The organism is Streptococcus sp. 1004_SSPC (genome assembly GCF_001069025.1).
GTDB lineage: Bacteria > Bacillota > Bacilli > Lactobacillales > Streptococcaceae > Streptococcus > Streptococcus vestibularis.
This window is the reverse complement of sequence record NZ_JWGQ01000018.1, coordinates 1-13,002: the sequence shown is the minus strand read 5'-3', so window position 1 is coordinate 13,002 and position 13,002 is coordinate 1. Positions and strand designations below refer to the sequence as shown.

General features: G+C 41.3%; 10 protein-coding genes. 5 read left to right on the top strand and 5 right to left on the bottom strand.

The features are described from left to right. Window positions 1-278: 278 nt before the first annotated feature. A complete protein-coding gene (locus ADF62_RS02105; protein ID WP_002949256.1) occupies window positions 279-1,133 on the bottom strand; it encodes an undecaprenyl-diphosphate phosphatase in 855 nt (284 codons plus the stop codon). Window positions 1,134-1,336: 203 nt separating this feature from the next. Between ADF62_RS02105 and ADF62_RS02100 the strand changes: the two genes are divergently transcribed. Both ADF62_RS02100 and ADF62_RS02095 read left to right on the top strand, forming a co-directional pair. After that, window positions 1,337-2,884, top strand: coding sequence for an ABC transporter substrate-binding protein/permease (locus tag ADF62_RS02100; RefSeq protein ID WP_048787964.1), 1,548 nt, complete (start codon window positions 1,337-1,339; stop codon window positions 2,882-2,884). After that, entirely contained in the window at window positions 2,884-3,624 is a 741-nt protein-coding gene (locus ADF62_RS02095) for an amino acid ABC transporter ATP-binding protein (protein WP_003098153.1), read from the top strand. The genes ADF62_RS02100 and ADF62_RS02095 overlap by 1 nt, the downstream gene beginning before the upstream one ends. Window positions 3,625-3,711: 87 nt before the next feature. Here ADF62_RS02095 and ADF62_RS02090 read toward each other — a convergent pair whose 3' ends face one another. After that, on the bottom strand, window positions 3,712-5,790 hold the full coding sequence (locus ADF62_RS02090) for an SEC10/PgrA surface exclusion domain-containing protein (protein WP_048787963.1): 2,079 nt from the start codon (window positions 5,788-5,790) through the stop codon (window positions 3,712-3,714). Between the two features lie 288 nt (window positions 5,791-6,078). On the opposite strand from ADF62_RS02090, the gene ADF62_RS02085 reads away from it, so the two are divergent. Then, window positions 6,079-6,660 carry a VanZ family protein gene (locus tag ADF62_RS02085; protein ID WP_048787962.1) on the top strand — a complete coding sequence of 194 codons (582 nt, stop codon included), beginning with the start codon at window positions 6,079-6,081 and terminating at the stop codon, window positions 6,658-6,660. A gap of 238 nt (window positions 6,661-6,898) precedes the next feature. On the opposite strand, the gene rpsO is transcribed toward ADF62_RS02085, so the two are convergent. Together rpsO and ADF62_RS02075 are read right to left on the bottom strand one after the other, a co-directional pair. Then, entirely contained in the window at window positions 6,899-7,168 is a 270-nt protein-coding gene (gene rpsO, locus ADF62_RS02080; RefSeq protein WP_003098158.1) for a 30S ribosomal protein S15, read from the bottom strand. Between the two features lie 147 nt (window positions 7,169-7,315). After that, entirely contained in the window at window positions 7,316-8,479 is a 1,164-nt protein-coding gene (locus ADF62_RS02075; protein ID WP_048787961.1) for an MFS transporter, read from the bottom strand. 106 nt (window positions 8,480-8,585) lie between these two features. On the opposite strand from ADF62_RS02075, the gene ADF62_RS02070 reads away from it, so the two are divergent. Continuing rightward, window positions 8,586-9,224 (top strand): cyclic nucleotide-binding domain-containing protein, encoded by a 639-nt coding sequence (locus ADF62_RS02070; protein WP_048787960.1) that lies wholly within the window; start codon window positions 8,586-8,588, stop codon window positions 9,222-9,224. Between the two features lie 93 nt (window positions 9,225-9,317). Then, the gene (gene def, locus ADF62_RS02065) at window positions 9,318-9,932 is read left to right on the top strand and encodes a peptide deformylase (RefSeq protein WP_002883663.1); all 615 of its coding nucleotides are present in this window, start codon (window positions 9,318-9,320) and stop codon (window positions 9,930-9,932) included. Window positions 9,933-10,074: 142 nt separating this feature from the next. Here the strand turns inward: def and ADF62_RS02060 are convergent, their stop codons facing one another. Further along, window positions 10,075-12,654 carry an SEC10/PgrA surface exclusion domain-containing protein gene (locus ADF62_RS02060; RefSeq protein WP_048787959.1) on the bottom strand — a complete coding sequence of 860 codons (2,580 nt, stop codon included), beginning with the start codon at window positions 12,652-12,654 and terminating at the stop codon, window positions 10,075-10,077. Window positions 12,655-13,002: the final 348 nt, after the last annotated feature.

Sequence of the window (13,002 nt, the reverse complement as noted above, 5' to 3'; positions counted from 1 at the left end):
TCTTCAACCATAAACAAAAGACACCAATGGCGCAGAAGATTTCCAAAGAAGAAATCGAAAAAACCAGACTGGGCTGTGCATCAAGCCAGTATTATTTCTGGCTACAATATAGTCATTAAGAAGCTGATGCAGTGAAGGGGCTGGGATAGAGAGTGGGACAGAAATCGGTAATTCGTTAGAATTCGATTTCGTCGTCGCACCTCCGCACAGTTGAGTAGGGCTCTACAATCCAAAGACGATTGAGAGGCTAGGACTTTTGTCCCAGACTCTTCAATGATTTATCCAAAAATAAGTTTGACAGCTCCATAGAAAAGCACAATGATACCGAGTACGATACGGTATTTTCCAAAAACAGTGAAATCGTGTTTCTTAATATAGTTCATCAAGAAGCGAATCACAAATAGGCTGACAAGAAAGGCGGTCACACTAGCTACCAATAGAATGGCCGCTTGGCCACCAGTCAAGGTGTTCCCATCAATAAAATACTTAACTGCCTTAAGCCCACTATAACCAAACATGGTTGGAATACCGAGGAAGAATGTAAAGTCAGCTGCTACGCTACGACTAGTACCAACGATGATTCCCCCAAGAATAGTAGCACCTGAACGACTAGTCCCTGGAATGATACTCAAGACTTGGAAAAGACCAATATAGAAAGCTGTCTTGTAAGACATACGTGCCAAATCCGTTACCTTAGGCTCTACACGTCGATTGCGGTCCTCAATCCAAATAAAGGCAATCCCGTAGACCACCAACATGATAGCTACTACAAAGAAATTACTGAGGTGGGCCTCCATCCAATCATCTAAAAGAAGACCAAAGAAGGCTGAAGGAATACAGGCAATGACCACCTTAAGCCAAAGTTGCCAAGTCAACTGCACTTCACGTGCTGTTTTACCAGGTTGGAAGGGATTCAAACGTTTAAAGTAAATGACCATAACTGCTAGAATAGCACCAAGTTGGATAACGATATTAAACATATCAATGAAATCTTTACTTTGTCTTAAGTTCAAGAATTCATTAACCAAGATCAAATGACCTGTTGATGAAATGGGTAACCACTCAGTGATCCCTTCGACAATCCCAAGAAAGACTGCCTTTAGTAATTCAATAATATACTGTGCCGTTTGCATAATTATCTCCGTTTTTAAATGCTAGCCCCATCACACCAAAAATGATCAGGGCTCCAAATTGTCCTTCCCATTATATCAAATTACAACTTGTATTTGAAGACAATACTGATATACAGTTTTTTTCTAGCATCAACTTATTGTCATCAGTCTCAATTTCCTGTAAAATAGTAAGGAATGACATTTTTATAGGAGACATTGTTTCAATGAAAAAAATTATTGTAGCCTGCTTTGCAGCGCTCCTCCTCGTTTTTGGTGGGGTGTCAAGCGCTCAAGCAGACGAGTATCTCCGTGTCGGTATGGAGGCTGCCTATGCACCTTTCAACTGGACGCAGGACGATGACTCAAACGGAGCTGTTCCAATCGAAGGTACTAAACAGTATGCCAACGGTTACGACGTGCAAATCGCTAAAAAAATCGCTGAAGCCCAAGGTAAGAAACCCTTGGTGGTTAAAACAGCTTGGACAGGTTTGATTCCTGCCCTCACTTCCGGCAAGATCAATATGATTATCGCAGGTATGAGCCCAACAGCTGAACGTCGTCAAGAAATTGACTTTTCAGATAGCTACTACCGAAGCGAACCTGTCATGGTTGTCAGCTCAGATGGTGATTATGCCAACGCTAAGACTCTCAAAGACTTCAAGGATGCTAAAATCACAGCTCAACAAGGGGTTTATCTCTATAATTTGATTGACCAAATCCCAGGTGTTAGCAAACAAACCGCTATGGGAGACTTCGGTGCTATGCGCCAAGCCCTTGCATCTGGTATCATCGATGGTTATGTTTCAGAGCGTCCTGAAGCAAAAACTGCCGAAGAAGCCAGCTCAAAATATAAGATGATTACGCTTAAAGATGGTGGTTTCCAGGTTTCAGACGATGACGTCTCCTTGGCCGTCGGTCTTCGCAAAGGAGACAGTCAGCAAATGGAACAAGTCAATAAGGTCCTTGCTGGAATCAGCCAAGAGGAACGTGTCAAACTGATGGATCACATCATTGACATCCAACCTGCAGATAAGACTGATGAGGCTAAAAAAGGAAACTTCTTTAGTCAGATGAGCACTATCATCGCTAAGAACTGGCCACAATTCCTACGTGGTACAGGAATTACCCTTCTTATCTCAATTATCGGTACAGTTGTGGGTACTTTCATCGGTCTTATGATTGGTGTTTACCGCACAGCTCCTAAGGCTGCTAATAAATTTGTAGCCTTGCTCCAAAAACTCTTCGGTTGGGTGCTTAATGTCTATATCGAAGTTTTCCGTGGTACGCCAATGATTGTACAATCTATGGTTATCTACTACGGTACTGCCCAGGCCTTTGGTATCAATATTGACCGTACCCTAGCAGCTGTCTTCATCGTTTCTATCAACACTGGAGCCTACATGAGTGAAATCGTTCGTGGTGGTATCTTCGCTGTAGATAAAGGACAATTTGAAGCTGCTACTGCTCTTGGATTTACCCACGGTCAAACCATGCGTAAGATTGTTCTTCCACAGGTTATCCGTAACATCTTGCCAGCTACTGGTAATGAGTTCGTTATCAATATCAAGGATACCTCTGTTTTGAACGTTATCTCTGTTGTGGAACTTTACTTCGCAGGTAACACTGTTGCAAGCCAAACTTATCAATACTTCCAAACATTCTTTGTTATCGCAGCAATCTACTTTGTTCTTACCTTCACAGTGACACGCATCTTGCGTTATGTAGAACGCCGTTTGGATCAAGATACTTACACACAAGGAGGGATTCACTAATGACTGAGACGATTTTAGAAATTAAAAACCTCAAAAAATCATACGGAAAAAATGAAGTCCTCAAAGATATCTCCCTCAGCGTCAAAAAGGGTGAGGTTATCTCAATTATTGGTTCTTCAGGTTCAGGAAAATCAACCTTCCTTCGCTCTATTAACCTACTCGAGTCACCTTCAGGTGGTGAAATCCTCTATCATGGGGACAACGTCCTTGAAAAAGGTTACGACCTCACTACCTATCGTGAAAGACTCGGTATGGTTTTCCAATCCTTCAACCTCTTTGAAAACCTTAATGTTTTGGAAAATGCTATCGTAGCTCAAACAACTGTTCTCAAACGTGACCGTAAAAAAGCTGAAAGCATCGCCAAAGCTAACTTGGAGAAAGTTGGTATGGGGGAACAATACTGGAAAGCTAAACCAAAACAACTTTCAGGGGGACAAAAACAACGTGTTGCCATTGCTCGTGCCCTCTCTGTTGATCCAGAAGCCATCCTCTTTGACGAGCCAACTTCAGCCCTTGACCCAGAAATGGTAGGGGAAGTACTCAAGACTATGCAGGAGCTATCTGAAACTGGTTTGACCATGATTATTGTTACCCATGAAATGGAGTTCGCACGTGATGTTTCTGACCGTGTCATCTTCATGGATAAAGGGGTAATCGCTGAACAAGGTAGCCCAGAACAAATCTTTGAAAATCCTAAAGAAGAACGTACCAAGGAATTCCTCAAACGTTTCTTGGGTTAAAAACGAAAAAGTTAAGGTTTCGACCTTAACTTTTTTAGATTCTCTGTTATAAAAAACGGCAACTGCCGTTTTTTTGTCTCTATTTGCTTAGTTACGACGTGTACGTCTGTCAACGAAACCAAGGAAAGCCATCATGAAGAGACCTACAAGACTGAATCCTGCTGCAGTTGACTCACCTGTTTCTGGCAAGCTATCTGCTTCTTGTACAGGAGCTTGTTTCTCAGCTTTTGTTTGACCATAATTTACAGGAACTTGCGCTACAGTTTGAGCTGCTTGTTCTTGTGTTGTGAGAGCAACAACTTTACCATCTACATCATAAATTGACACTGGTGTAAGACCTTTAGATGTGATTTTAGCAAACTCTTTAGACAATTGTGTTTGACGTTCTTTGTCTGCCTTAGCTTTCATATAGTTATCAAAGGCAGTTTGAACAGTCGTGTATTCGCTCGTTAATTTATCACGCTTAGCTGACAATTCAACAAGTTTCGCACGTTCAGTTGAAAGAGCACCTTTAGCTGCTGTAAGTTTAGCAAAGGCCATTGCACGTTCTGCTTTAGCCTTAGCTAGGTTAGCTGAAGCATTTGTAAGGGCGGCTACACGATTCTTAGCAAAAGCCAAAGCTTGGTTAGCTTGTTTCAAGGCTGCTTGTTTTTCAGAAAGGTTAGTCTGAGCAGCTGCCAACTTACTTGCAGTCGCTTTAAGAGCTGTAAGTTCTGACTGAGTATTTTTAAGTTTCAGAGTTGCTGATTCAGAAGCAACTTTCTTGTTAGCCAAGTCACTTTGAGCTTGATCGTTAGCTTGCTTAGCAGTTTCATAAGCTACTTTTGCAGCTGCTAGATTTGCATTTAAAGATGGTTGAGATTGGCTACCTACATAAGGGTTAGCAATCTTAGTTGTGTCAAAACTACTATCAAAAGAGATAGAATTTTCATTGATATTGTTTACGTGGACATTAAAGGCACCAGCAACTACACTGAGATCAGTACCAATGTATGTTTCGCCACCATCAGATGCAAGTCCAGCAATAGAACGGGCGTGGTTCCACTCCTGACCATTAAACATGAAGTCAAGCATAGCTTCATAGATATACTCCTTAATCTCGTTAAGAGTAAATGGTCCTGTCAAACCTTGCCAAGTATTAAGGTTTTCACCAATATTTACAGTATTAAATGACTTACCAGCACAGGCAAGAGCAGCACTATCGTGTCTACGGTTACTGATAGATTCCCAACCCCAGTTATCTGCCACATAGCCATCTGTAACACGGTCTGTGGCAATAACACTACCTTTTGATACAGACGTTTCAGTTGTACCAAAAGCTGAACGGATTTGGTTAATCAAGCTTGAAGTATACAATGACAAATCTGTAATTTGAGCTTCACTAAGCTTGTTCAAGTCGCTGATTGTAATGTTTTTATCCGCTTCATTATCTTGGTATTTATTGTTTTCACGATCACGTTTGTTAACATCCTTCAAGGTTTGTTCAGCTTGATATTTTTCTTCTGCAGTTGATGTTCTTGACTCATAAATCTTAAGAGCACTGATGTACTCTGATGATACTGTGAATTTTTGGCGAATATTAGTTGTTGAAGCTTCTGCTTTTTTCTTAGCTGCTTCAACAGCAGCAAGAGCGACTGCCTTTTCATTCGCTACTGTTTGAGCAGTTTCATAGGCTGCTTTAGCTTGGTTAGCAGCATTTTGATCTGCAGTCAATTGCTCTTCTTTAGATGAAATAGCAGTAGCTTTTTCCTTATAAGCTGCCTGAGCGACTGCCAATTCTTCTTGGGCTTTTTTCTCAGCTGCATTTTCAGCTCTGGTTACTTGACCTTGAGCTACAGCAATGTCTTCTAGACTTGCTTCATAGGCTGCTTTTTGTGCCTTTTGCAAGTTAGCATCTGCAGTCGCTAAGTTTGCTTTAGCCTGATTGATAGTCTCTTCGTGATTAGCGACTACTGACTCTTGATGCGATACCGCTTGACTTGCAGCATTTGCTTGTTCCCTAGCCGTTTCTACTTGTGATTGAGTTGGGATAGCTTGTGTAGCTGTCGATGATACTGATGCTGTTATTGAAACTTGACCATTTGTCGTTACCTCATCAGCTTTAGCAACTGAAGCAGAAACTGCAAGTGCTGCAATTCCAGCTGTCGCCAAAACCTTTTTATTCATAAGACGAACTCCTTTTTTATTAAAAATCACTACCATATCATAATATTTTAACAGTATTAAGACAGGATGCTATCTTCTAATTTTTTAAATTTAATTATTTTATAAGGTTTCATAGCCTGCTTACAAAAATTATTAGTCAAAAGTAGAATTGCTGTTTCAAAGTCCCTTTTTAGCCTTTGATTTTGCCCTATCCGCCTATTCTATAAAATCTTCGTTACAGTTTCTTAACTTTCTTTAAACATTTTTTTGATATAATGTGTACTCATCATATGCAAAAGGAAGGGAAAAGTGGAAAAAGTATTGAGTAACATCCTACTAAGAATCATCTCACTTGGCTTGTCTTACTGGTTTTACAGAGGACATCTGGAACAATATGTTCATTATATCGCCCATTACGGTCCCTACTTCCAAGTTTTCCTAAACCTAGTCATTATTATTTTACTGGGGTACTTCGTCTACGCTTTTTTAAAACTCCTTCTCACTAGGAAAATAAAAAAACAAACACTTCTCCTACTTTACTTCATTTACTTTCTTTCCCTCTTCTACCTACTTTTCTTGAAAAACATCGGCATCCAAGGGCTATCCCTTAATCCTCTTTCCTTCGCTCAGGAACTATACTTGGGCAGCCACTTTGTTCCCATCATGAACCTATTAATGTTCATCCCCCTAGGGCTCCTCTTTTCTTCCCGAATGAGTAATCTCCTACTCTGTCTCATCGCCCTTTTCTCCGTTGAATCCATCCAATACTTCGGACATCTGGGAATATTTGATTTAGGAGATATCGTCTTAAATATGTTAGGTCTCCTTGTCGGGACTGCAATTCATCAACTCCCTCAGTTTCAAACATTAATCAAAAAAATTTTAACATAGAAAAACCTACAGAACTTAAATCTGGAGGTTTTATTAGAGCACTTTTTAGATGAATACAAAAAATTAAACGAAGACGTCTTATATACTCGGAATAAAAGACAAAATAATAGCTCTCTGAATCCAGCGATCTATTTTGAACTCGAGCCAAAATCCTAGTCAAAAATAAAAACTGCTCCATCATAGAGCAGTTTCAATTTCGTGTATTCAAGATATAAGGCCTAAGCAATTGTATCTTGAATTAACGACGAAGTCCAAGTGAGCTGATCAACTCACGGTAACGGTTAACGTCTGTGCGGCGAAGGTATGCCAACAAGTTACGACGGTGACCGATTTTTTTCATCAAACCACGGTAAGTAGCGTGGTCTTTTTTGTGTTGTTTGATGTGGTCATTAAGGTGGTTGATTTCCCAAGTAAGGACAGCAACTTGAACCTCTACTGAACCAGTGTCACCTTCGTGACGTGCGTATTGTGCAATGAGTTCATTTTTTTTCTCTTTTGAGATTGCCATATTTTTCTCCTTTTTTTGCTCTATCCGAGTCTTAGGATTGGCTCTCCTAAAACCAAGAAAGAGTTGGTTTGTCTTTCCGACTTCTTTATTTTAGCTTATCTACTAATCTTTGTCAATCGTAAGATTCACTGTTTGAGACTTTCTAACTTAGGCTTTTTTAACCACTCTTGAATTCAGAAGAAATCCTAAGAAAAGTAAAAAACTGACTATAGCATAAGCTAGGAAAATCCAACTAAAGCTTGAAGAGACAAGTGCCAGCAATTTCAAAACATAAGGGGATACGGCTGAGCCTAGGTTGCATCCTAAGAGGACATAAGCAGTCGCCTTATTCAGCAAATTTCTAGCAATACATTCAGAAAGACGATGAAAGATAATGGTCAAAATAATACTGTAAAAGAAACCAACACCAACAGAAGACAAAATCAATATCAGCAAGTTGTTAGCCAGAGCTATTCCAAATAGACAGATAGATAGGCAAAACAGGGCCATCGGCAAGAGACGGTTCTTAATGTGAGCTAGTAATGAAGCAAAGCTAAGTCCAGCTACAATCCCAATGCCCTGCTCCAAACTAAGGACCAGAGCTGATTGACCACTTACAATGGTCTTACCATCAACTTGAAAAAGAGGCACGCGCAAACTAATCGATGAATTAATGCAAATCACAAAACCTGCCAAGAGGGCCATGCCTAAAATCATAGCAAAATCTTTTTTATTCAAACCTTGTTTACTTTTTTGTACCTCTTCCTTCTCTACCTGCTCCATCGGTGGTACAAAGAGAAGGTACATAGCTAGGATGATAAAACCAAAAACGTAGATAAGAAAAGCAAGTGTCCAATGAATTTTCAGTAATTGTCCAACCAAAAGGGAACAAGAAGCTCCACCAATCAACTCCATGGAGCCACGAATACCTAACATCTGAACCCGCTCTTTACCTTGATAACGTTGGCTGATGATGGCAATCGCCTTAGCATTGATAAGGCCAATCCCCATCCCAAAAGCAATACGTGACAGTAAGACAAGAGGATAGGCTTGTACAAAAAAAGGAAAAATCCCAGCACTACTAAGTAAAAGCAATCCAGTCACAATTAGCTGTCTATCACTTAGCCATTTGTCAATAAATGAATTAAGCAAGAGCATCGCTACTACGGAAAATGAAGGAACAGATACTAAAAGCTCCACCTGAGCCGCAGAATAGGTTGGACTATAGTAGTCCAACATAGGTGGTAGAGCGGTTGAAATCGAGAAGGCCGAAATCAAAAGCAAAGATAGCCCGAGTAGGCTCATTTTTTCTAAAATCTTTGTCATAATCATAATATAGGGATAAGAGCATCCTTTCTTTACTTGTCCGATAGTTATTTTTTCATTATAATCTAAGAAGAGCTAAAAAAATAGGACCTAAGTCCTAAAAAGGAGATGTATGCGTAACCACACTATTCACCCTCAACTTGAACAAGTCTTCTCAGCCTCCTATCTCAGCCAATTACAGAAAGTCACCTTTCAAAAAGGCGATTACATTTGCACTCAGGGACAAGCTATCACTGAGCTAACCTACATTTTATCAGGTAGGGTAAAAATTGTTCGCTCCCTATCCAATGGTAAAGAACACATCCTAGAAATGCCTCAACAACCACAGCTACTGGGAGATGTTGAACTCATGACCAATCAATTAGCGGGTTCTTCAGTCATTGCTTTAGAAGAAGTTCAAGCAGTCCAGCTCCCATTAAATAATAAAGAAGCACTCCTCAAAGACCCTGTTTTTCTCTACCAAATTGGACGTAACCTGGCTATGGCACTGCATAAGCAAGGTATCACTGCTTCAACGAATGCGAGCTACTCTGTCAAAGAACGTCTGGCCACCCACATTTTGAATAGTGAAGAAGAGAATATCTTTCAATTATCGCCTTCCATTTTAGCTTCCCGTTTTGGGACTAGCTATCGTCATGTACAGCGAGTCATCAAACAATTTATCGATCAGGGGACTATCGAAAAAGAGGCTTTTAAAACCTATCGTATTTTAGAGAAACAAACCTTGGAAAAACTGGCTTTTATCGATTAGAAAAAGCCTCACTTTGACCCTTGATGGTTTAATTTTCAACCCTTTTGTGCTATAGTTATAAACAAGTAAATCAAAGAAAATAGAGGTAAACAAATGGACGCTCAAACCAAAATTATCCGCGCCAGCCATATGATTGATATGAATGATATCATTCGCGAAGGAAACCCAACCTTGCGTGCTGTCGCTGAAGATGTAACCTTCCCACTATCAGACGAAGACATTATCCTAGGTGAAAAAATGATGCAGTTTCTTCGTAACTCACAAGATCCTGTTATTGCCGAAAAAATGGGGCTTCGTGGAGGAGTCGGTCTTGCAGCCCCACAATTGGATATTTCAAAACGCATTATCGCGGTTCTCGTTCCAAACCCTGAAGATGCTGAAGGTAATCCACCAAAAGAAGCATATAGCCTTCAAGAAATCATGTACAACCCTAAAGTAGTTGCCCATTCTGTTCAGGATGCTGCCTTGGGTGATGGAGAAGGATGCCTCTCAGTCGACCGCGACGTTCCTGGTTACGTGGTTCGTCATGCTCGTGTAACGGTTGAATATTTCAACAAAGAGGGTGAAAAGCAACGTGTTAAACTCCGTGGTTACAACTCAATCGTTGTTCAACATGAAATCGACCATACTAATGGTATCATGTTCTACGACCGCATCAATAAAGACAATCCATTCGCCATCAAAGATGGACTCTTAATTATCGAATAAAGAAAACCTCAGTAGCAATACTGGGGTTTTAGTTTGAAGATAAAGCCTTAGCACCACTTTATAGCTAAGTTAAACGTAGAAAAGAGCCCATCTTTTTCATTTTACATTACCCCTATTCAATAAATATGATGGAAAGTCAGCTTTATCCACGGCGTTTACGACGGTCGGTTGCGGCAAGACCCAAACCAACGAGGAAGCTTCCAAGGATGTGGAGAGCACTTGAGACTTCACCTGTTTTAGGCAAGGTTTTACCTGATTGCGCTGCACCTTTAGCTGTTGCTTTAGCTTGGTTGGTAAAGTGTGTTTGGTTGATAGATGCTTGTGCTTTAACCGTTTGGTTTTGTGTTTCGAGCGCTTGGTAGCCGACGACAGTACCGTTAGCGTCCACGACAGGGACTGGTGTGTGACCATCGGCGACGATTTTAGCGTAGCTTTCAGCGACAGCTTTTTGACGTTCAGCTTCAAGGACCTTAGCGTAAGCTTCAGATACTTTGTCGAAGTCAGCTTTAGCTTCGGTAGCTTTAGCTTTCTTAGTTTCAAGAGTCTTAAGAGCTGCTTTGAGCTCAGCTTTAGCTGTTTCAAGTGCTTTTTCAGCCGTTGCGAGTTGAGCTTGTGCTTTAGCAAGACGCGCTGGTGAGTCTTTCAAGTTAGCCAAATGGTCTTTAGCTGTTTTGAGGGTTGCTTGCGCACTTGCAAGTTCTGTTTCGGCTGTTTTGACGGCAGTCGCTTTGGCCTTAGCATTGGCTTTAGCGTTTTCAAGAACTGCTTGGTCTTGGTCATGTTTGCTTTCAGCTGTTTTAAGGGCTTGTTTGGCCTTAGTAAGTTCAGCTTTAGCATTTTCAAGCGCTTGTGTTTTAGTTTTGATATCAGCGTTCAAGTTAGCAACAGCTTCGTTTGCCGCTTTGAGAGTCTCGTTAGCTGTTTTAAGGGCTTGTGCCTTAGCGTCAAGGTCTGCTTGCGCGTTTGCTGTACGAAGCGGTGTTGCTTCAAGATTTGCAAGAAGCGCTTTAGCTTTAGCAACGTTTGTTGTTGCGACAGCGTAATCTTCAGTGGCTTGGTTTTGAACCAATTGTGCAGCGTCGTTAGCAGCTTTAGCTTTGTTGTAAGCGGCTGTTGCGCTGGCTTGAGCTGCCAAAATGGCAGTGCTGTCATATGGGTTAGCAAGAGCAGCGTCATCGGCATTGGCTTTTGTTGACGTATTTACATGGAAACGAAGGAGGTAAGGCCAGTTCTTGTCAACGTTTGATTCGTAAAATGAGAAGTCAGCACCTAAGTGGTCTTTTTCGCCGGCGTCAAGGTTGAGCCCTGCAATTGACATCGCGTGGGCCCATTCATAACCGTTAAACATGAAGCGCATGATGCCGTCGTAAATTTGACTTTTGAGGGTATCGAGTGTCATTGTCGCTGACGGCATATAACGTGAGTTCATGTTCTCAGCAACCGAACGCCCTGAGACGGAACCTATTTGCACTCCGTGGATCCCATCGCTATAGTGACCCGCATTGATGTCGTTCCAGTTGGCCTTCACATAAGCGTCTGTAATGGCATCAGACATAGCAACGGATGTTTTGGTAACGTCTGTCTTAGGTGTCCCAAAGGCTGTGCGGATTTGATTGACAAGATCAGATGTAAAGAGTGACAGGTTCGTGCGGACGTCTTCTGGTAGGTTGTTGATATCGGAGAAGACGACCTTGGAATCTTCAGGGTTTGACTTAAAGGCGTTAAGCTCAAGAGCTGCTTGGTTGATAGCCTTAAGGTCTTTAATCGCTTGGTCATAAGCTTCAGAGTCAACTTGAGCGCTTAAGGAAGCTTTTAAGGCGCGGATATACTCAGCTGGGACATTGACGGTGTTAATGCTTCCGGCTTTAGCGTCGGCTGAGAGTTTAGCTGTGTGAGCAAGACGTTCGGCGTCAGCTGTTTCGCTTGCAGCTTTTTGCGCTTGTGTGAGCGCTTGATTGGCTTTTGCTTGTTCAGCTTCTTTGGTTGAAAGGTCAGCTGTAGTTGTTTTGATGTCGCTTTCGCGTTTAGCATCAGCCGTTTTAGCCTCAGCGAGTGCCTTTTCAGCGTGGTCTTTATCCGATTGCGCTGTGGCTTGATCGGCTTTGGCTTTTTCTTGATTAGCGATGATTTTGCTTGCGCCTGTACCGTCGAGAACAGCCTTGGCGTCGGCAACACCTTGTTCTTTAACCTTGACGTCAGAGACTTTAGTGTCAACGTCTTTTTGGTCAGCGGTTACTTGGTTAGCTTTAGCTTCAACGTCTTTATCCGCTTTAGTTTGTTCAGTTTTAGCTGATTCTACAGCGTTTTCTTTTGCGGTAACGTCTGATTCAGCAGTTGTGATGGCTTTCTCAGCCTTAGCGATACCTTCAGGTGTCGCTTCAGCAGCGTCGCGTTTAGCGTCTGTTACAGCAGGTGTAGCGGTATTGACAGCCGTTTGTGCAGACGTTTGAGCTTGTGTTTTAGCGTTAACGTCAGCTTGAGCTGTAGCGACTTCAGCGGTTGCTTGATTGTAAGTTGTTTCAGCAGATGTGACATCCGCTTGAGTAACAGGTTTGCTTTCAGCCTGCTTAGACGCCGTTGGTGCGACTGTTTCAGTGGTAGCTGGCGCTGTCGCGTTTGTGTTAGGTGTTAGGTCATCAGCGTGTGCTTCTTGACTAAGAATACCTGTTGCAAGGATAGCTGTCGTCAAAGAAACTGAAGAAATGATTTTCTTAGAATTCATCATAGACTCCTTTTTTCATATTAATACCCCACTAATTATCCCCCCCCCGAAAATTTGTCAAGACTTTTTTGGGTATTTTTTAAAAAATTTAATAGCCTTTTTAAGCTGTTTTAAACGTTCAAAATGTTTATATTATAACACCTTATCTACTCATGGCTTATTTACAGAAAACAATTATGTTTTTTCTTTCTAATCTAATATTTATATTTAAAAATAAAAAGGGGTTCTTAAAGTGAATAAAATAGGACTAAATAACCTTGTTTTGTTAAACCTATTTTTCTTCTTAATCATAACCACCCGTCTAACGGGTGGTTTGACCAAGGGCTATAAGCCCATAATACCAGCCAG

Bases quoted from the DNA above. Each gene is read 5' to 3' on its own strand.
- ADF62_RS02100 (WP_048787964.1), top strand. From the start codon at position 1,337: ATGAAAAAAATTATTGTAGCCTGCTTTGCAGCGCTCCTCCTCGTTTTT.
- ADF62_RS02060 (WP_048787959.1), bottom strand. From the start codon at position 12,654: ATGAATTCTAAGAAAATCATTTCTTCAGTTTCTTTGACGACAGCTATC.
- ADF62_RS02075 (WP_048787961.1), bottom strand. From the start codon at position 8,479: ATGATTATGACAAAGATTTTAGAAAAAATGAGCCTACTCGGGCTATCT.
- ADF62_RS02090 (WP_048787963.1), bottom strand. From the start codon at position 5,790: ATGAATAAAAAGGTTTTGGCGACAGCTGGAATTGCAGCACTTGCAGTT.
- ADF62_RS02070 (WP_048787960.1), top strand. From the start codon at position 8,586: ATGCGTAACCACACTATTCACCCTCAACTTGAACAAGTCTTCTCAGCC.
- ADF62_RS02095 (WP_003098153.1), top strand. From the start codon at position 2,884: ATGACTGAGACGATTTTAGAAATTAAAAACCTCAAAAAATCATACGGA.
- ADF62_RS02105 (WP_002949256.1), bottom strand. From the start codon at position 1,133: ATGCAAACGGCACAGTATATTATTGAATTACTAAAGGCAGTCTTTCTT.
- rpsO (WP_003098158.1), bottom strand. From the start codon at position 7,168: ATGGCAATCTCAAAAGAGAAAAAAAATGAACTCATTGCACAATACGCA.
- def (WP_002883663.1), top strand. From the start codon at position 9,318: ATGGACGCTCAAACCAAAATTATCCGCGCCAGCCATATGATTGATATG.